Origin of the sequence: Archangium sp. (genome assembly GCF_036277355.1) — a bacterium.
Lineage (GTDB): Bacteria > Myxococcota > Myxococcia > Myxococcales > Myxococcaceae > Archangium.
This window is the reverse complement of the sequence record NZ_DASUNC010000094.1, coordinates 38,253-55,300: the sequence shown is the minus strand read 5'-3', so window position 1 is coordinate 55,300 and position 17,048 is coordinate 38,253. Positions and strand designations below refer to the sequence as shown.

Here is a 17,048-nt window from a genome sequence, read left to right as displayed (position 1 = left end):
GCTTCGCCCCAGACGCCTACTTCGCGTCGAGATACGCGCGGTAGGCGTCGAAGCCGTAGGGCCGGCCGAGGAAGTCCTTCACCAGCTCCGCGGCGGGCTTGGAGCCACCGGGCTCGAGCACCGTCTTGCGGTACTTCATCGTGGTGGCCGTATCCAGGTAGCCGTTCTTCTGGAACTCGGTCTCCAGGTCCTTGGCGATCACGAGCGACCACACGTACGTGTAGTACGCGGCCGAGTACCCCTCGAGGTGTCCGAAGGCGAGCTGGAAGTACGTTCCGTCGCGGTACTCGTGGCGGAATGGGCTGTACTTCTCCTGCAGCTTCTTCAGCGCCCCGGTGGTGTCGAAGCCCGGCGCGTGCGAGTAGTAGTCCAGCGACACCGCCGCCAGGAACATCTGCCGGCGCGTCCACAGGCCCTTGCCGAACTCCTTCGAGGCCCGGAGCTTCTCCACCAGCGCGGCCGGAATCACCTCGCCCGTCTCGTGGTGGCGGGCGAACTGCTGGAGGATGGTGGGGTGGGTGGCCCACTGCTGCAGCAGCATCGAGGGCGTCTCCGCGAAGTCCCACTCGGTGGCGATGCCCGAGAGCCCCTTCCACTGCTGGCGGCCGCCGAAGACGTGGTGCAGCAGGTGGCCGAACTCGTGGAATAACGTCTCCACCTCGTCCTGCGTCATCAGCGCGCCGGTGCGCGGGAAGTTGCAGACCAGCGCGCCCTCCGGGTAGCGCTTGCCGGCCTGGCCCGACACCAGGTCGAACTGGGCCGCGTGCTTGTACTTGTTCTCCCGCGGGTGCATGTCCAGGAAGATGCGGCCCAGCAGCGTGCCGTTCTCCATGACGTCATAGGCCTCGACGTCCGGGTGCCACACCGCCGCGTCCTTCACCGGCACGTAGGTGATGCCCCACATGCGCGAGGTGATGTCCATCACGCCCTGCTTCACGCGCCCGTACTCGAAATAGGCCCGCATCGCCTGTGAGTCGAAGCCGAGCTTCTCCGCCTTGAGCTTGTCCTCGTAGGAGTCCTGATCCCAGGGCTCCACGGTGGTGGCCTTGGGCTCGTCCTTCTGCTTGCGGGCGAGCAGGTCCGCGTACTCCTGCTTCGCGCGCCGCTCGGCGGTGGCGGCCACCTTGTCGATGAAGTCCGCGGCCACCTGCTGGGTGCGCGTCATCTTCGTCTCGGTGACGAAGGCGGCCCAGGAGGAATAGCCCAGCAGCGTGGCCAGCTCGTGGCGCTTCGCGATGAGCTGCTCGAGCACCGGCAGGTTCTTCGGGTGGGCACGCTGGTGGTAGGCGCGCCACACCTTCTCGCGCGCCTTGCCATCGCGGGCGTACGTCATGAAGGGGAAGTAGTCGGGGTAGTTGGAGGTGATGACCACCTTCCCGTTGGCGCCTGGCGCGTGGTCCTGGATGAAGTCCTCCGGCAGGCCGGCGAGCTCCTTCGGGTCCAGCTCCACCTTGCGCACGTCCTCGGAGATGTTCTGGGTGAAGGTCTGCCCGAGCTTGAGGATCTCCTCGTTGAGGGCCTTCACCTTGGCGCGGGTGGCGTCATCGCGATCCACGCCCGCGCGGCGGAACTCGAGCAGGGTGCGCTCCATCCAGTAGCGGGTGGGGCCATCCGCCTGGGCGAGGTCCACGGCGGACAGGGCGTCATAGACGCCGCGGTCCTGGGAGATTTCGACGTTGAGGGCATCGGCCTGCTGCTCGCACGCGCGGGCGGCGTCGCGGAAGGCGGCCTGGGGATGGACCTCGCGGGTGAGGCTGGAGCGGCTGAGCGCGCCACCGATGGCGGCGGTGGCGTCGTCATAGGCCTCGAGGACGGCGTGGCCGTCGGAGGCCTCGAGGGACTTCAGGGTGGCGATGCGGGCACGGGCGCGCTCCAGGTCGGCGGAGCAGGCGGCGTTGAAGGTCTCGAGCGTGCCGGAGAGGAGCTTGGAGCCCTCGGGAGGAGGCAGGGGCTTGCGGGCTTCGGCCTGGACGGAGGAGGTGGGCTCGGGCTCGGGCTTCGTCATGGGCGAGTGGGAGCAACCGGCCGCGCTCAGGGCGGCCGCGAGGGTGAATGCGGCGATTCTCAAGACGACTCCTTCTGCGGGAAACGGAGGGCGGAATGTAGCCCTGGGAGGAGGACGTCGCAGCCGGTGAAAAGGGGGCCGCACTGTGCGCATGTCCCCTCGCCCTCCGGGTTCCCACCCGCGGACGTCTCCGCTCCACCCGGGCACACGAGGCGCTAGGCTGAGCGCTCCTGACCCCCAAAGGCGTGGTGACCGTGAATCAACGACGTGGCGCGTGGCTGAAGCTCCTCTGTGTCCTCGGAGTGTCCTGGAGTTGCGACCCGAATGCCCCCGACACCACGTCACCCGGCACGGGGCCGGGCGTGCGCGCGTGTGGCGTGGACGGCGTGCTGCTCTGTGACGACTTCGAAGGTGCCTCCGTGGGTGGAGCGCCCGATTCATCGAAGTGGCAGGTACAGATTTTCGAGAACAAGGGCAGCATCTCCATCGACGGCACGCAGGCGCACTCGGGCTCGAAGTCGGTGTATGTGAATGGAACGGGCACGAGCAGCTACCGCTCGGTGTTGTTCACGGCCACGGAGCCCTTCCCGCCGCAGTACAACAGCTTCTATGCGCGGGTCTTCCTGCACTCGAAGAACGGCATGGGCCAGGGCCACAGCACGTATTTCGGAGGAGGCTCGGCGGACAACCAGCGCATGGTGCGCATCGGTTTCCACCAGTACGTGCTCGAGGCGAACCTCATCCACCCGGGCACGGAGTACGAGGTGCTCTCGGGCCCGTGGGGAGAGCCCAGCAAGGGCGTGCAGCTCCAGGCGGGGAAGTGGCACTGCGTGGAGGCGTTCTTCAACGGGGCCCAGCACGAGCTGCGCGTGTGGTTCGACGGGACCGAGGTGGAGGGCCTGCACACGACGAACTGGGGCAAGAGCCTGAGCACCTGGTCGCCGCAGTATGGGAAGGCGTGGTTCGGCTTCGAGACGTACCACAGCGAGCAGGATGAGCTCTGGTACGACGACGTCATCATCGGGACGCAGCGGATCGGCTGCGGCGGATAGGGCATGCGGATCGGCGTCATCGGAACGAAGTGGGGGCTGATGCACGTCGGGGCCTTCCGCGCGGCGGGGGTCGAGGTGGTGGCGGTGCTGGTGCTGACGCACGCGGCCAGTCCGGAGCCGGGGCTGCACGGCGGCTGGTCGCTGCTGGGCGAGGACGGGGAGGAGGGCTTCTCCGGCGGCTTCATCCCCGAGCGTGAGGGGCGGTGTGTCGCGCCGGTGCGCCGCGTCCTGCTGGACTGAGCGGGCGCTCCTTCCTTCCGGTGCCCGACAGCGGGCGGCCCGCGCCGCCTCTCCGGGTTGCCGCTACCCGCACCGGGCGTCACCTCTCTGTCGCTCCCGGTGATTGAGGGGATGAGAGTCTCAAATAGCGACAAAATGCGACAAAGTGGTACAATGGGGGGAAAGCGAGTTTCCTGTACCCTTCCTCTCGGGCCAAATCCGGGATTTTCGCGAGGAACGAGGAACTCTTTTGCAGTGGTGGTTCATTATTGTAGTGTCACTGGCCGAGAACGAGGGTCGCTCCCAGGGTTCCCGTTCGCTCGAGGTTCCGATGCTTTCAGTCCTCCCGTCCGGTTCCGCCGCGTTCACCCCGCCGTCAGAGGAGCCGCTGCTCAGGGGACCCAGCCTCTCGACATTGAGGCTGCCCACGTCCTGGCACTCGGAGCCGAGCCTGCATGCGAGGGCGATCGACCGGGCCACGCGGGCGCGGGTGTTGGCGGTGAGGCTGTTGCCGAAGGTGCAGCCGGTGGTGAGGCGCTTCGACGCGAGCCAGTTCGGCCTGCTCACGGCCTACACCTACCCGAGCGGGACGCGGGAGCGGCTGGAGGTCTGCAACGACTGGCACGTGTGGCTGTTCCTCTTCGATGACCAGGCCGACGAGCAGGAGGAGGTGGGCCAGCGTCCGGAGTACCTCCAGGAGTACGTGGAGTCCTGTCTGAAGGTGCTGCGCGGAGGCCCGCCGCGCACCCGGGCGACGCCGCTGGAGCGCTTCACCCACCACCTGCGCGGGCGCATGAGCCGTCTGGCGAGCGAGGCGTGGTTGGAGCGCTTCACCCGGGACGTGGAGGACTACCTGTACCGGGGCACGCTGCCGGCGGCGCGCCACTGGGCGGCGGGCACGGTTCCGGAGCTGGAGCCCTACATCGCGCAGCGTGCCATGGACTCGGCCATGTACACGGCGCTGGACCTGGTGGAGTTCTCGCGCGAGGGGCAGGAGCTGCCCGAGGCGCTCTTCCAGCAGCCGCTCGTGCAGCGGATGCGGCACCTGTGCACGCGGGTGGTGGGGCTGACCAACGACCTGTTCTCCTTCGAGAAGGAGGTCCTCTGGCACCACAACCCCAACAACTTCGTGCACGTGCTGCGGGTCAACCAGCGGCTGGGGTTGGAGGCGGCCATCCACGAGGCCATCGGCGTCATCAACGCGGACACGGACGCGTTCCTCGCGTGCGAGGAGGTGCTGCTGGAGCAGGGGCCGGTGGAGCCGCGCGTCCTCTCGTACGTGGAGGGGATGAAGGCGTGGATTCACGGCAACGTGCGCTGGTCGATGGTGACCGGGCGCTACAGCTCGCCGACCTCGCCCTTCCCCGAGCTGCGCCGCTAGTCAGGCCCGGGGCAGGTGGTCGCGGATGACGCCGAGCCAGTACTCGCGCCCGTAGTACTGGCTCATCTTCCCGAGCAGCTTGCCATCGCGGAACAGGAGGAAGGTGGGGATGCCGTAGAGGCCGAAGCGCCGGGCCAGCTCCTCGTGCTCGTACGCGTTCACCTTCACCACGCGCATGCGGGCGCCCTCGAGCTCGGAGAGCAGGGAGGGCTCGGCGGCCGCGTAGATGTCGCAGTTGGGGCAGCCGGGTCCCCAGAAGTCCACCACCACCAGCTCGTCCTTGGGCTCCAGCACCAGCGCGTCGAAGCTCTCCGCCGTCGCGTCGTAGCTCACGGGATGTGACATGGCCCCGTGAGTAACGGTGCCGGGCGCCCGCTTCAACCGGGGAAGCGGGCGCCTGGGTGGTTCAGCGGCGCTCGCCAGAGGGCGGGCGGGCCTGACGCTGCGCGGGCTGTGCCGGCTGCTGGGCCGGCTGCGGCTGGGCGGCCTGGGCCTGGGGCTGGGACTGGCCGAGCAGCCGGTAGGCCTGGTCCCGGTGCTCACGCAGCTTGGGGAGCAGTCCGTCCAGGAGGGGCGCGAGCTCGGGGTACTGCTGTCGGCCGAGCGTCACGAGCTGGATGGCCTCGTCATGGTTGGCCACCTGCGAGGCCAGGTAGGCCTGGTCATAGAGGGGAGCGTCCAGCACCGTGAGCCTGGCCTTGGTGGCCTCGTTGGCGCTCCTGAGGCGGGTCTGCACGTCGTTGGTGGGCTGGAGCCGGACGGGGAGCTGGAGGTTGCGCTGCTTGGCGAAGTCCAGGAGCTGCTGGTCGGCCGTCCGGTGGTCGCTGACCATGTGCTCGCCGTACTGCTTCACGGCGGGACTGGCGGCCTTCTGCACGGTGAGCTCGCCGAGGGCGATCTCCGACTCGTTGATGGCCCGGAGCTGCGCGAGGAAGGCCGGCGCGCCATCGGCGAGCATCATCATGCCCACGCGGTGGGCCTCGTCCGCCTTGATGTCCCCCGTCTTGTGGGGCATGTGCCCGGTCTTGCTGGCCTGTGCCATCGCCGGGCCCCCCATCCCCAGGGCCATCGCCATCGAGCCGAGCACTGCCCACCGTCCCCACGAGCGCTTCATGTGAACCACTCCTTTCGAACCTTTTCGGGGAAGCTGGGCTCGGGAGGGGCGGGGAGGCAGGGGAGGGCAGGCGGCCGGGCGAGGCCCTTGCGGCCGGGAGGGGGGTCCCCGGAGTGCAGGTCAGCGGGCGGTGATGTCGAGGGTGAGGGTGATGACGGCCTCGAAGTCGCTGGAGGGGGTCCGGGAGGTGCCGCCGCGCAGGCCGAGGAGGAAGTCGCCCCGGGCGAGGTGGGCGTTCAGGGACTCCAGCGAGTCGCGGGTGGTGTCCATGTCGAGCTGGGCGCTGCCCCGGGGGTTCTCGAGGGTGGCGATGTCCACCTGGGTGCCGGTCTCGCTGGCGCGCAGGAAGAGCGTCACCTCACCGGAGAGCACGTCCTGGAGCGTGCCCACATTCTTCGACTTCGTGACATCCAGGAGCATGCGCGCGCTGGTGACCTCGAAACGGGAGGGGGCCTCGCCCAGGGCGGCGCGGGCCTGGGAGAGGAAGGCCGTCCACTGAGCATCCGTGGGCTCCACGCGGAGGCTGTCGGCGATGGTGCCGCCGATCACGCCGCCGGGCTCGAGGCTCACCTGGTACGTCACGGTGCCCTCGTGGCTGGGGCCGCAGGCGATCAGGGACAGGGCGAGGGGGAGCAGCAGGAGGACGCGCGGGAGGGGCATGGAGGCTCCAGGAGAGGGATGGAGGGGGGAAGTCCCGTGGGTTGAATTCATGGGGGAATCCATACGGGAGATGCGGGCGCGGAGTGCGGAAAGGCTGCCCGCGCGGGCCGTGGCGGTGCACAATATCCGACGAGGCACACTGCGCAGCAGGCCCCGGGCGCCATAAGTTGGGGCCCTCGACGGAGGGGACATGTACGAGTGGCTGGAGGGACTTCAGAAGTCGGCGAAGCGGACGGACGCCGGAGTGGGCGCCGAGGACATCCGGAGGGCGGAGACCGAGTGCGGGGTGCCCTTCCCCGAGGAGCTCGGTTCGCTGTACCGGACGTTCAACGGTGGGGAGCTCCAGGGAGAGGTGACGCTGTTTCCGCTGCATGGTCCCGAGGGCACGGCCAGCGTGTTGGAGAAGACGCGGCTGAAGCTGGAGAGCCTGCCGGCCGCGGGGGTGTGGCGCATCGGGGTGAAGGGGCCGCACCGGCAGCTCTTCGCGGCGCGCAAGTCGGCGATGGTGGAGCAGGCCGATAGTGCCCTGCCGGGCTGGGCGGAGTCGCTGGCGGAGGATGATTGGCTCTACGGCACCTGGGAGACGGAGAAGCGCGAGCTGCGGCTGTACCGGACGCTGCAGACGATGCTCGAGGTGTTGGTGCCTCCGGCCGAGGTGGAGGAGTTCGGCGACAGGACGTTCGCCCGCGCGCTGTCGGCGGTGCAGGGAGCGCTGAGCGACCTGTCCGTGGAGTACGACGAGGACTCGCGGCCGAAGGCGGAGGCCGAGGAGGAAGAGGAAGAGGAGGAGGAGGGCGAGGAGGAAGAGGCGGCTGAGGAGGAAGCGGCCGAGGAGGGCGAGGAGGAGGAAGCGGCCGCTGAGGAAGAGGCCGGCGAGGGCGAGGAGGAAGCGGCCGAGGAGGGCGAGGAGGAAGAGGCCGGCGAAGAGGAAGAGGCCGAGGAGGAGTCCGACGAGGAATTGCAGAAGCCCGTGGTTGCGGCGGCCGAGCGCCGGGTGGTGCAGCTCCGGCAGGTGGTTGCCGAGGAGCAGCCCGCGCCCGTTTCCCGTATTCGGAATGCGGTGAAGAAGGCCGCCTCCGCCGTGAAGACGGCTGCCGACGTCGCGCAGGGTGCTGCGAAGACGGCTGCCGCCGTGGCGAACGTGGCCGCGACGGTGGCGGGTGGCGACACCACGTCCACGGCTGGTGAGAAGGCTCCGGCCAGGAAGTCCGCCGCGAAGGCGCCGGCCCAGAAGGCGGCTGCGGAGGCTCCTGCCGCGAAGACCCCGGCGAAGAAGGCCGCCGCGAAGAAGGCCCCAGCCAAGAAGGTTGCGGCGAAGGCTCCGGCGAAGAAGGCGGCCGCGAAGGCTCCCGCCAAGAAGGCCGCTGCGAAGAAGGCCGCAGCGAAGAAGGCAGCTGCGAAGAAGGCAGCTGCGAAGAAGGCCCCAGCCAAGAAGGCCGCGGCGAAGAAGGCAGCTGCGAAGAAGGCCCCGGCCAAGAAGGCCGCAGCGCGCGGCCGGCGCTGAGCCGCGTCGCCGCTCGTCTGGACTGTCTTCTCGCCAGGCCAGCGGAAGCAGGTTCTTTCAGGGGTGCTCCTGCGGAAACGCACGGGGCACCTTCCGGCCGCGCGATGTGCCGACTGGTCCGACCATCGGACCAGTTGCTCCCCATCGCGGCCGGAGCCTCCCCCTGACAGGACTCTCCCCGTCTGGGGGAGTGGAATCAGTGCTGAATCACGGGAGGCTCGACGGGAGGCCGGGGGCGGGTTTCCCGGTCCTCGGGGGCGAGGATGACGCGGGTCACCCCGTCCTTCCCGTTGCGCCACTGCTCCTGCATCCGCGCCAGCCGGTCCTCGAGGAGCACCTGCACCGCGCCGGCGATGGGCAGTGCCAGCAGCGCGCCGAGGAGGCCCGCCAGGGCGGTGCCCACCAGCATCACCAGGGCGATGAGCAGCGGGTTCATCTTCAGCGTCCGGCGCTGGATGAGGGGCTGCAGCAGGTTTCCCTCCACCTGCTGGTAGACGACGAAGATGGCCACCGCGATGAAGCCCGCCTTCGTCCCCACCGAGGCGAACGTCGTCCCGGCCACCAGGAAGAGGCCCAGGGTGGAGCCCACGAAGGGGATGAGTCCCAGCACCGCCATGGCCAGGCCGAGGGCCATGAAGTAGGGCACGCCCAGCAGCAGCGTGGACACCGCCGTCACCACGCCGCCGATGAACGAGATGAGGAACGCTCCCGCCACGTAGCCGCCCACGGTGCGGTGCATCTCGTGCGCGAGGCCGCGCCAGTGCTCGCGGCGTGACGGCTCCACCCACTGCAGGGTCTTGTCGAACAGGTCCGGGCCGAACAGCAGGAAGAAGATCGTCAACACGGAGATGGTCACCACGGCCGCCAGCCGCTGCAGCAGGTCCGTCACCACTCCGATGTACGGTCCGGGCGCCATGGGGATGTGTTGGCGCAGCTCCGTGGCCACCCGGTCGATGACGTCATAGCGCTCGTCCAGCTTCTCCACCCACGAGAGGTGCTGGAGCTGGTCGACGTAGTCGGGCGCGGCCCGCACCAGCGCGAGACCCTGCTCGATGAGCATCGGCACCAGGGTCATCAACAGCGCCGAGAGCAGGCCCAGCCCCAGCAGGGCCACGGAGAACACCGCCAGGCCGCGGCGTACGTGGTGCCGCTCCATCCAGCGCACCAGGGGATGCGCCGCCAGCGCGAGGAACAGGGCCACCAGCACCCAGGACAGCACCGTCCACGCCCGGGCCAGCAGCCACAGCACGGCCACCAGCGCCAGCACGTGCAGCGCCACCGTCCACACCGTGCGGGGCGTCACCTGGGAGCGGGGCCGGCGGGGGGTCTCCAAGGGCCCGCCCCTCGTCTAGCCTTCCGGCAGATCATTGGGAGGCATGGGGCGCAGCGGCTCCCGGGGACGAGCGGTGAGCTCCTCCTCCTGCTCCTCCTCGTCGCCCCGCCGGAACTCGTGGATCTGATCCGGGAGGATGTCCCGGTAGTCCGGGTCCTCTTCCAGGGGCGGGGTGGCCGTCAGCTCCTGATCCGTGAAGTTGATGTGCTCCTGTCCGGTGACGGGGTCCCGGTTGCGCAGGGACTCGGACTCACCCACGTCCTCGGAACCGAGTTTCTTGAATCGCATGGTGTCTCCTCCGAGCACGCCGGGTTGGCTGCCCGAGCCAACGGTGCGAACCCGAGGGATTCCACGCAACAGCGCGGGGACGCCCGCCTGTCAGGTGGCTCAGCGCGGCGAGGCCAGTGTCCGGCCGGAGGGGTAGCGGGGCTCCGCGTTGGCCAGGACCATGCCCAGGGCGAGCACCCGGGAGAACGTCTCGCGCACGGCGTAGCGGCGGGTGCGGGGCCGGCCCTCGTCGGCGGCCACTCCCCAGGCGTCGATGCCCACCGAGTTGGCGATGTAGAGCGCCCGCGTCAGGTGGAAACGTTGGGTGACGAGCACCGCCTCGCGCACCCCGAAGACGGTGTGGGCCCGGACGGAGCTGTCGTAGGTGGACAGCCCGGCGTCGTCCTCCTGTACGGCCTCGGCGGGGACGCCCCGTTCCAGGACGTAACGCACCATGGCACGCGTCTCGTCGTGGAAGGGGTCCGAGTTGTCCCCGCTGAGCAGCAGCGAGTCCACCGTGCCCGCGCGGTACAGGGCGATGGCGGCGTCCAGCCGCTGGGCCAGCACGGCCGAGGGCACGCCTCCGGGGGCCAGTCCCGCCCCGTACACCAGCGCCACCGGGGCCTGGGGGGCCTCGGCCCGCGGGATGATCCGGTCCGCGTAGCGCTTCTCCACATAGAAGGAAACGACCCACACGCCCAGGACCGCCGCCAGCCCCATGGCCAGCAGCCCCAGCACCCACCTGCGCAAGGCTCGCGCCCTTTTGCCGCCTCTCCCCATGGTCCCCGGCCAAACCGCCGGGAGCCTCATTCTCGTCCCTTCATTCCCAGAAGGAAGAGGCTCTCTCGCCTGGTGCTCACACGGGGACACCCGCGCTCGTGTCCTCGGCGCTCAAACCGTGCCGCTCCACGGCCTCCAGGACCTGCCGGGGGTCCGCCGGTTTGCCCAGCAGGGCGGCCACCCCATAGGTGGAGGCGTACAGGGCCCTGTCCCTCGTGCTCATCCCCGCCAGGGCCGCCGAGAGGATGACCACGGGGATGGCGCGCAGGTGCTCATCCCCCTTGCGCGCCGTGAGGAGCCGGTTGCCGTCCATGACGGGCAGGTTCATGTCCAGCACCACCAGGGCGGGCCGGGGGGCGCGTCCCAGGTGCTCGAGCGCCTCCTTGCCATGGCTGGCCACCACCACCGGGTAGCCATGGGCCTCCAGGAAGTGTTGGAGCGACTCCCGGATGTCCGGGTCGTCCTCAACGATCAATACCGGGCCACGCAGGGAAACCATGGTTCCGCGCTCCGCCGATGAGTGAACCTGCCCCCGAAGGCTAAGCCCGGAGGTCCAGGGTGGCACCCCCGGTGGAATCGCCTGGACGCCCGGCCCTGATCCCGGGAGGGCGCCCCGAGTTGCAAGGCCACGGTTGACCGGCCGCCATACCGCCTATATAGGGGGCCGCGTTCAGGCCTGTTTCCAGAGGAGTTGGTGGCCCCATGGCGTCCCTTCGCGATATCCGCAAGCGCATCCGCTCGGTGAAGAACACGCGGCAGATCACCAAGGCCATGAAGATGGTCTCCGCCGCGAAGCTGCGCAAGGCGCAGGACGCCATCATCGCCGCGCGTCCCTTCGCGCAGATGCTGGATCAGATCATCTCCGACCTGGCCACCCGCTCCGGCGGTGAGGAGCTGGCCCACCCGCTGCTGACGTCCCGTCCGGTGCGCAAGGTGGAGCTGCTGCTGCTCACCTCGGACCGCGGCCTCGCGGGCGGCTTCAACTCCAACGTCATCCGGCGCGCCAGCCGCTTCCTGTACGAGAACAGCGGCGTGGAGATCGAAATCTCCACCGTGGGCCGCAAGGGCAACGACTTCTTCCGGCAGCGCGGCCAGAAGATGCGCAAGGACTTCGGCTACCTCTTCCAGCGGCTGGACTACACCCACGCCTCGCAGGTGGCCGAGGAGATGAGCGCGCGCTTCCTCAAGGGCGAGGTGGACGCCGTCTACGTCGTCTACAACGAGTTCCTCTCCGCCATCAGCCAGAAGGTGTCCGTGGCGCAGCTGCTGCCGCTGCAGACGCTCTCGGTGGGCGCCCCCACGGCGGCCCAGGCCGGCCAGAGCGCCCCGGTGGCCGCGCCCACCCCCGCCCTGGTGGACTTCAAGTACGAGCCGGGCCGCCAGGACGTGCTCGACCGGTTGGTGCCCCAGGCGGTGGCCATCAAGCTGTACCGCTCCCTGCTGGAGAGCGTCGCCAGCGAGCATGGCGCCCGCATGAGCGCCATGGAGAACGCCACCAGCAACGCCTCGGACATGATCGCCAGCCTGTCGCTCACGTACAACCGCACCCGCCAGGCGGTCATCACGAAGGAGCTGATGGAGATCGTGTCCGGCGCGGAGTCTCTGAAGTAGAAGTTCCGCTTCTGGCCTTGGGGCCGCGAAGCTTGACCCCTGGGGGAGGCCACCTGTAGAGGGGGCCCGCCCATCCCCCGGGCCACAATTTCGACGAGGGACGGAAGACATTCCATGAGCGCTCAAGTTCCGACGGTAGGCAAGGTGACGCAGGTTCTCGGACCTGTGGTGGACGTGGAGTTCCCGCCCGGGGGTCTCCCGGAGGTGTACACCGCCCTCAAGGTGACCAACGCCAACATCAGCAACGCGGCGGACAACCTCACCCTCGAGGTGGCGCAGCACCTGGGTGAGAACACCGTGCGCTGCATCTCCATGGACTCCACCGAGGGTCTGGCCCGCGGCGTGCCGGTGAAGAACACGGGCGCCCCCATCCAGGCCCCCGTGGGCAAGGCCACCCTGGGCCGCATCCTCAACGTCACCGGCGACCCGGTGGACGAGAAGGGCCCCGTGAATGCCAAGGAGTCCTGGCCCATCCACCGCCAGCCTCCTCCGTTCACGGAGCAGGACGTGCGCGTGCAGATGTTCGAGACCGGCATCAAGGTCATCGACCTGCTCGCCCCCTACACCCGTGGCGGCAAGATTGGCCTGTTCGGCGGCGCCGGCGTGGGCAAGACGGTGCTCCTGCAGGAGCTCATCCGCAACGTGGCCGTGGAGCGTGGTGGTTTCTCGGTGTTCGCCGGCGTGGGTGAGCGCACCCGCGAGGGCAACGACCTGTACCACGAGATGCAGGACTCCAAGGTCATCAAGATCGACAACCTGGAGGAGAGCCAGGTGGTGCTGGTGTACGGGCAGATGAACGAGCCGCCCGGCGCCCGCGCCCGCGTGGCCCTCACGGCCCTCACCATCGCCGAGTACTTCCGCGACATCGAGGGTCGCGACGTGCTCCTCTTCATCGACAACATCTTCCGGTTCACCCAGGCCGGTTCCGAGGTGTCCGCCCTCCTGGGCCGCATCCCGAGCGCCGTGGGTTACCAGCCCACGCTGGCCACGGAGATGGGCGGCCTGCAGGAGCGCATCACCTCCACGACGAAGGGCTCGGTCACCTCGGTGCAGGCCATCTACGTGCCCGCCGACGACCTGACGGACCCGGCGCCGGCCACCACGTTCGCCCACCTGGACGCGACCACGGTGCTCAACCGCGCCATCTCCGAGCTGGGCATCTACCCGGCCGTGGATCCGCTCGACTCCACCAGCCGCATCCTCTCGCCGGACGTGGTGGGCGCCGAGCACTACGCGGTGGCCCGCAAGGTCCAGGGCATCCTCCAGCGCTACAAGGAGCTGCAGGACATCATCGCCATCCTCGGCATGGACGAGCTGTCCGAGGATGACAAGCTGGTGGTGGCGCGCGCCCGGAAGATCCAGCGCTTCCTGTCGCAGCCGTTCTTCGTGGCGCAGATCTTCACCGGCTCGCCGGGCAAGTACGTGAAGCTCCAGGACACCATCCAGGGCTTCAAGGAGATCGCCGACGGCAAGCACGACGACATCCCCGAGTCCGCCTTCTACATGGTGGGCGGCATCGACGAGGCGCTGGAGAAGGCCCGCAAGATGGCGGCGGCCTGAGCCGGCCGTCTCCGCCTGGGAGGGAGCCCACGTGCTGCGTTCCACCCTCTTGCTGATGCTGTTGCTGGTGGCGCTCCCGGCCCTCGGGCAGGAGCGCTCCAGCCGTGCGCGGGTGAGTGCCAACGGCACCTTCACCGTGCGCCTGGTGCAGCAGGCTCCGGGGAAGTGCACCCTGGAGGTGGCGAAGGAGAGCGGGCCGGTATGGACGCTCAAGCAGTGCGTGGGCGGGGTGGATGACCTGTACTTCGTCTCCAACGATGGAGAGCGGGTGTGGGTGTTCTTCCCGCTGGCGCCCAAGGGGACGGTGAAGCTGACGGGCAAGCAGTACAAGAAGGTGCCCGCGTGGGCCAACACGGTGGTGGCCGAGCAGTATGGCCGCGAGGGGCGCTTGCAGGAGCGGCGCCTGCTGAGCTTCGTGAGCCCGCGCGAGGTGTCGGAGGTGCGGGAGTTGGGACAGCACCTCAAGTGGTTGGAGGGCGTGCTCGGGGTTCCGGGCAAGGGCCCGCGCCTGACGGACGCAGGGCGCATCGAGTTCGAGACGGTGGGCGGCAAGTCCCACCAGCTGACCTTCTGAAAAAGCGGTACTGCAGGGAGCACGGAAGCCCATGGCCAAGCTGACGGTCGAGATTGTGACCCCCGAGAAGCGCATCCTGTCGGTGCAGGCGGACGAGGCGATCGTTCCGGGCGGCAAGGGCCTGTTCGGCGTGCGGCCGGGCCACACGCCGTTCCTGTCGCTGATGGAGCCGGGGCCGCTGACGTTGATCGACGGAGGGCGCCGCGAGTACTACTTCGTGGCGGGCGGTTTCGTCGAGGTGAGCAACGACAAGGTGTTGGTGCTGGCGGACGTGGCCGAGTCGGTGACGGGCATCGACGTGGAGGCGGCGAAGCGGCGGATGCAGGAGGCGCAGGAGCGTCTGCGCGGCATGTCGTCGGACGACGTGCGCTTCGACATCGAGCAGGCCACGGTGCGCCGCGAGACGGCGCGCATGAACGCCGCCACGATGCGCTGAGCCGTCCCCCATCAGGAGAAGTACCCTGAGAGAATTACCCCGCGAGAAGTACCCCTCTCCCCTCGGGAGAGGGACGGGGTGAGGGTATCCGGACCCCGGGTTCCCACCCCACGCCTCGAACCGAGCCCCCGTGCACGATGCCCGCGAATCCGGGCGTCAGGCATCGGGGGCTTCGTCGTTTCCACGCACCCTCCCAGTCCTTTTCACCGTCCGTGCGAGCAAACCACTTGACGCCGTGTCAAAAAAGGAGCATTCAAGATACATCTTTAAAGATGCATTCGAGATGCATCGAATCAGGGGGCCTCGAGAGGCCCGGGGAGCAAGCGCATGAGCACCAACGTCGCGGAGAAGAAGAGCAGCCTGTTCGAGCAGATTGGCGGGGAGGGGGCGATGGATGCGGCGGTGGATCTCTTCTACAGGAAGGTCCTGTCGGACGAGCGCATCAGCCACTTCTTCGAGGACGTGGACATGGAGCGCCAGGCGGCGAAGCAGAAGGCGTTCCTGACGATGGTGTGCGGAGGGCCGAGCGCGTACTCGGGCAAGGACATGCGCAAGGGGCACACGCACCTGGTGAAGCGCGGGCTGGATGACACGCACTTCAACGCGGTGGCGGAGCACCTGTCGGCGACGCTGCTGGAGCTGGGGGTGGCGAAGCCGCTGGTGGATCAGGTGCTGGCCATCGCCGAGAGCGCGCGGGCGGACGTGCTCAACCGCTGAGCCGGAAGGGGGGCGTGCACATGACGAGGGTGAAGCACGAGGGCCAGTGGTACGGGCTGGACGAAGGCGAGTCGGTGCTCGACGGACTGCTGCGGGGGGGCGTGCGGGTACCGCACTCGTGCCGGGCGGGGGCGTGCCAGTCCTGCCTGATGCGGGCCGAGCGCGGCGAGGTGCCGGCGAAGGCCCAGGTGGGCCTGAAGGACACGCTCAAGGCCCGGGGCTACTTCCTCGCGTGTGCGTGCCACCCTGAGGGGGAGCTCGAGGTGGCGGGGGCGGGCGCGGAGCTGCGGGTGCCCGCGCGCATCACCGCGCTCGAACGCTTGAGTGACAGCGTGCTGTGCGTGCGGCTGCGCCCGGAGAAGGCCTTCGAGTACCGGGCCGGCCAGTACGTGTCGCTCCTCCGGGCGGACGGGTTGGCGCGCAGCTACTCGCTCGCGAGCCAGCCGCACGAGGACACCCTGGAGCTGCACGTCCGGCGTGTCTCCGGAGGCCGCATGAGTGGGTGGCTCTTCGACGAGGCCCGGCCCGGAGACGCGCTGGAGCTGCAGGGCCCCGCGGGCGAGTGCTTCTACGTGCCGGGGCGGCCCGAACAGCCGTTGCTGCTGGCGGGCACGGGCACGGGCCTGGCCCCGCTGTACGGCATCCTCCAGGACGCGCTGAATCAAGGGCACACCGGGCCCATCTGGCTCTTCCATGGGGCGCTCGAGACCTCCGGCCTCTACCTCGTGGAGGAGCTCCGCGCGTTGCAATCCTGTTACAATCAGCTCCAGTACCGCCCCTGTGTTCTCAAGGGACAGGAAAGAGTGGGGCTGACGGTGGGGGCATTGGACGCGGCCATCAAGGAAGAATGCCCCCGGCCGGCGGGTTGGAGGGCTTATCTGTGCGGCGACCCGGCGCTGGTGCTATCCCTGAGGAAGAAGCTCTTCCTCGCCGGACTGTCGCTCAAGGACCTCCATGCGGATGCGTTCCTCCCGAGCACTCCTCCGTCGCAGGACGGGGCGGGGGTGACGAGCCGTGCATCTGACGCTTCACGCTGACTACTCGCTGCGCGTGCTGCTGTACCTCGCGGTCAACCCGGATCGGGTGATCTCCACGGGCGAGGTGAGCGGTGCCTATGGAATCTCCAAGCACCACCTCGTGAGGGTGGTGCAGGGGCTGGGCCGCCACGGCTTCGTGGAGGTGCGGCCGGGGCGCTCGGGCGGCGTGGTGCTGGCACGGCCGCCCTCGGAGATCTCCGTGGGCGAGGTGGTGCGCCGCATGGAGCCGGACTTCCACATCGTGGAGTGTTTCGATCCGAAGACGAACACCTGCCCCATCACCCCGGCCTGCGGGCTCATCGGCGTGCTCAACGAGGCGACGCGCGCCTTCCTGGGCACGCTGGACGAGTACACGCTGGAAGATCTGGTGCGGCGCAGTCCGCGCAAGCTGTCCGCCTACTTCCTCAAGCCCGCGGCGGACGCCGAGGCGAGCTGAGCATGGTGGGGCGCGTGCTGGAGCTCTTCCACCGGATCGCCGAGCCGGGCTCGGCGGAGGCGCGCCGCTACGTGGTGGACTACGCGCTGGAGGACCGGGTGAGCTTGCGCAACGTCGCCTTCGAGGAGGCGGAGGCGGCGTGGAAGGAGCGCGGGGGACACAGCACCCCGGCGCTCTGGGACGGCGAGCATCTGCACCAGGGGGCGCAGGCCGTCCTGGCGAGACTGCAGGCCGTTGTCAACCTCGGCCGCGACGGCTGAGGCACCCGGCATGCCGCGTGCCAGTGGCGCGTTGGCCGGAGCACCTTGTGGTGGGAGAGCGACCTTCACCCAAGCTGTGCGCCGGCATGCGGGGAACTCACG

At 69.0% G+C, this 17,048-nt stretch carries 20 protein-coding genes; 12 read left to right on the top strand and 8 right to left on the bottom strand.

Translation table 11 applies throughout. The features are described from left to right. Positions 1–16: 16 nt before the first annotated feature. Positions 17–2,068, bottom strand: coding sequence for a M3 family metallopeptidase (locus tag VFZ09_RS24570; RefSeq protein WP_329730079.1), 2,052 nt, complete (start codon positions 2,066–2,068; stop codon positions 17–19). Between the two features lie 191 nt (positions 2,069–2,259). Between VFZ09_RS24570 and VFZ09_RS24565 the strand changes: the two genes are divergently transcribed. From VFZ09_RS24565 to VFZ09_RS24555, 3 genes are all read left to right on the top strand, one after another. Beyond that, positions 2,260–3,057, top strand: a complete 798-nt coding sequence (locus VFZ09_RS24565; RefSeq protein WP_329730078.1) for a hypothetical protein — start codon at positions 2,260–2,262, stop codon at positions 3,055–3,057. Between the two features lie 3 nt (positions 3,058–3,060). Continuing rightward, positions 3,061–3,297 carry a hypothetical protein gene (locus tag VFZ09_RS24560; protein ID WP_329730077.1) on the top strand — a complete coding sequence of 79 codons (237 nt, stop codon included), beginning with the start codon at positions 3,061–3,063 and terminating at the stop codon, positions 3,295–3,297. Between the two features lie 310 nt (positions 3,298–3,607). Next, a complete protein-coding gene (locus VFZ09_RS24555; protein WP_329730076.1) occupies positions 3,608–4,657 on the top strand; it encodes a terpene synthase family protein in 1,050 nt (349 codons plus the stop codon). Here the strand turns inward: VFZ09_RS24555 and VFZ09_RS24550 are convergent, their stop codons facing one another. From VFZ09_RS24550 to VFZ09_RS24540, 3 genes are all read right to left on the bottom strand, one after another. After that, entirely contained in the window at positions 4,658–5,002 is a 345-nt protein-coding gene (locus VFZ09_RS24550) for a thioredoxin family protein (protein WP_329730075.1), read from the bottom strand. It abuts the gene before it with no gap. A gap of 61 nt (positions 5,003–5,063) precedes the next feature. Beyond that, on the bottom strand, positions 5,064–5,771 hold the full coding sequence (locus VFZ09_RS24545) for a DUF4142 domain-containing protein (RefSeq protein ID WP_329730074.1): 708 nt from the start codon (positions 5,769–5,771) through the stop codon (positions 5,064–5,066). A gap of 120 nt (positions 5,772–5,891) precedes the next feature. Then, positions 5,892–6,431 carry a hypothetical protein gene (locus tag VFZ09_RS24540; RefSeq protein WP_329730073.1) on the bottom strand — a complete coding sequence of 180 codons (540 nt, stop codon included), beginning with the start codon at positions 6,429–6,431 and terminating at the stop codon, positions 5,892–5,894. Between the two features lie 190 nt (positions 6,432–6,621). On the opposite strand from VFZ09_RS24540, the gene VFZ09_RS24535 reads away from it, so the two are divergent. Continuing rightward, positions 6,622–7,935: an SMI1/KNR4 family protein gene (locus VFZ09_RS24535; protein ID WP_329730072.1), complete on the top strand. Its 1,314-nt coding sequence runs from the start codon at positions 6,622–6,624 to the stop codon at positions 7,933–7,935. A gap of 196 nt (positions 7,936–8,131) precedes the next feature. Here VFZ09_RS24535 and VFZ09_RS24530 read toward each other — a convergent pair whose 3' ends face one another. The 4 genes from VFZ09_RS24530 to VFZ09_RS24515 form a co-directional block, all read right to left on the bottom strand. Continuing rightward, on the bottom strand, positions 8,132–9,268 hold the full coding sequence (locus tag VFZ09_RS24530) for an AI-2E family transporter (RefSeq protein ID WP_329730071.1): 1,137 nt from the start codon (positions 9,266–9,268) through the stop codon (positions 8,132–8,134). 15 nt (positions 9,269–9,283) lie between these two features. After that, entirely contained in the window at positions 9,284–9,556 is a 273-nt protein-coding gene (locus VFZ09_RS24525; RefSeq protein ID WP_043412227.1) for a hypothetical protein, read from the bottom strand. Positions 9,557–9,655: 99 nt separating this feature from the next. Further along, on the bottom strand, positions 9,656–10,285 hold the full coding sequence (locus VFZ09_RS24520) for a SanA/YdcF family protein (RefSeq protein ID WP_329730070.1): 630 nt from the start codon (positions 10,283–10,285) through the stop codon (positions 9,656–9,658). A 106-nt stretch (positions 10,286–10,391) separates the two neighbouring features. Further along, positions 10,392–10,814 carry a response regulator gene (locus VFZ09_RS24515; RefSeq protein WP_329730069.1) on the bottom strand — a complete coding sequence of 141 codons (423 nt, stop codon included), beginning with the start codon at positions 10,812–10,814 and terminating at the stop codon, positions 10,392–10,394. Positions 10,815–11,017: 203 nt separating this feature from the next. Here VFZ09_RS24515 and atpG point away from each other — a divergent pair, with 203 nt between their 5' ends. From atpG to VFZ09_RS24475, 8 genes are all read left to right on the top strand, one after another. Continuing rightward, complete coding sequence (gene atpG, locus VFZ09_RS24510) at positions 11,018–11,926, top strand: ATP synthase F1 subunit gamma (RefSeq protein WP_329730068.1); 909 nt, start codon at positions 11,018–11,020, stop codon at positions 11,924–11,926. Positions 11,927–12,040: 114 nt separating this feature from the next. Beyond that, complete coding sequence (atpD, locus tag VFZ09_RS24505; RefSeq protein ID WP_329730067.1) at positions 12,041–13,486, top strand: F0F1 ATP synthase subunit beta; 1,446 nt, start codon at positions 12,041–12,043, stop codon at positions 13,484–13,486. A 31-nt stretch (positions 13,487–13,517) separates the two neighbouring features. Next, the gene (locus VFZ09_RS24500) at positions 13,518–14,060 is read left to right on the top strand and encodes a hypothetical protein (RefSeq protein ID WP_329730066.1); all 543 of its coding nucleotides are present in this window, start codon (positions 13,518–13,520) and stop codon (positions 14,058–14,060) included. Between the two features lie 31 nt (positions 14,061–14,091). Continuing rightward, positions 14,092–14,496 carry a F0F1 ATP synthase subunit epsilon gene (locus VFZ09_RS24495; RefSeq protein WP_329730065.1) on the top strand — a complete coding sequence of 135 codons (405 nt, stop codon included), beginning with the start codon at positions 14,092–14,094 and terminating at the stop codon, positions 14,494–14,496. 327 nt (positions 14,497–14,823) lie between these two features. Beyond that, positions 14,824–15,213 (top strand): group 1 truncated hemoglobin, encoded by a 390-nt coding sequence (locus tag VFZ09_RS24490; RefSeq protein WP_329730064.1) that lies wholly within the window; start codon positions 14,824–14,826, stop codon positions 15,211–15,213. Between the two features lie 20 nt (positions 15,214–15,233). Beyond that, positions 15,234–16,250, top strand: coding sequence for a 2Fe-2S iron-sulfur cluster-binding protein (locus VFZ09_RS24485; protein ID WP_329730063.1), 1,017 nt, complete (start codon positions 15,234–15,236; stop codon positions 16,248–16,250). Then, positions 16,228–16,686, top strand: a complete 459-nt coding sequence (locus VFZ09_RS24480) for an Rrf2 family transcriptional regulator (RefSeq protein WP_329730062.1) — start codon at positions 16,228–16,230, stop codon at positions 16,684–16,686. The genes VFZ09_RS24485 and VFZ09_RS24480 overlap by 23 nt, the downstream gene beginning before the upstream one ends. A gap of 2 nt (positions 16,687–16,688) precedes the next feature. Further along, positions 16,689–16,946 (top strand): hypothetical protein, encoded by a 258-nt coding sequence (locus VFZ09_RS24475; protein ID WP_329730061.1) that lies wholly within the window; start codon positions 16,689–16,691, stop codon positions 16,944–16,946. Positions 16,947–17,048: the final 102 nt, after the last annotated feature.

Excerpts from the sequence above, each read along its gene's own strand:
- VFZ09_RS24495 (WP_329730065.1), top strand. The coding sequence starts at position 14,092 with ATGGCCAAGCTGACGGTCGAGATTGTGACCCCCGAGAAGCGCATCCTG.
- VFZ09_RS24560 (WP_329730077.1), top strand. The coding sequence starts at position 3,061 with ATGCGGATCGGCGTCATCGGAACGAAGTGGGGGCTGATGCACGTCGGG.
- VFZ09_RS24515 (WP_329730069.1), bottom strand. The coding sequence starts at position 10,814 with ATGGTTTCCCTGCGTGGCCCGGTATTGATCGTTGAGGACGACCCGGAC.
- VFZ09_RS24490 (WP_329730064.1), top strand. The coding sequence starts at position 14,824 with ATGAGCACCAACGTCGCGGAGAAGAAGAGCAGCCTGTTCGAGCAGATT.
- VFZ09_RS24555 (WP_329730076.1), top strand. The coding sequence starts at position 3,608 with ATGCTTTCAGTCCTCCCGTCCGGTTCCGCCGCGTTCACCCCGCCGTCA.
- VFZ09_RS24545 (WP_329730074.1), bottom strand. The coding sequence starts at position 5,771 with ATGAAGCGCTCGTGGGGACGGTGGGCAGTGCTCGGCTCGATGGCGATG.
- VFZ09_RS24540 (WP_329730073.1), bottom strand. The coding sequence starts at position 6,431 with ATGCCCCTCCCGCGCGTCCTCCTGCTGCTCCCCCTCGCCCTGTCCCTG.
- VFZ09_RS24525 (WP_043412227.1), bottom strand. The coding sequence starts at position 9,556 with ATGCGATTCAAGAAACTCGGTTCCGAGGACGTGGGTGAGTCCGAGTCC.
- VFZ09_RS24550 (WP_329730075.1), bottom strand. The coding sequence starts at position 5,002 with ATGTCACATCCCGTGAGCTACGACGCGACGGCGGAGAGCTTCGACGCG.
- VFZ09_RS24485 (WP_329730063.1), top strand. The coding sequence starts at position 15,234 with ATGACGAGGGTGAAGCACGAGGGCCAGTGGTACGGGCTGGACGAAGGC.
- VFZ09_RS24475 (WP_329730061.1), top strand. The coding sequence starts at position 16,689 with ATGGTGGGGCGCGTGCTGGAGCTCTTCCACCGGATCGCCGAGCCGGGC.
- VFZ09_RS24535 (WP_329730072.1), top strand. The coding sequence starts at position 6,622 with ATGTACGAGTGGCTGGAGGGACTTCAGAAGTCGGCGAAGCGGACGGAC.
- atpG (WP_329730068.1), top strand. The coding sequence starts at position 11,018 with ATGGCGTCCCTTCGCGATATCCGCAAGCGCATCCGCTCGGTGAAGAAC.
- atpD (WP_329730067.1), top strand. The coding sequence starts at position 12,041 with ATGAGCGCTCAAGTTCCGACGGTAGGCAAGGTGACGCAGGTTCTCGGA.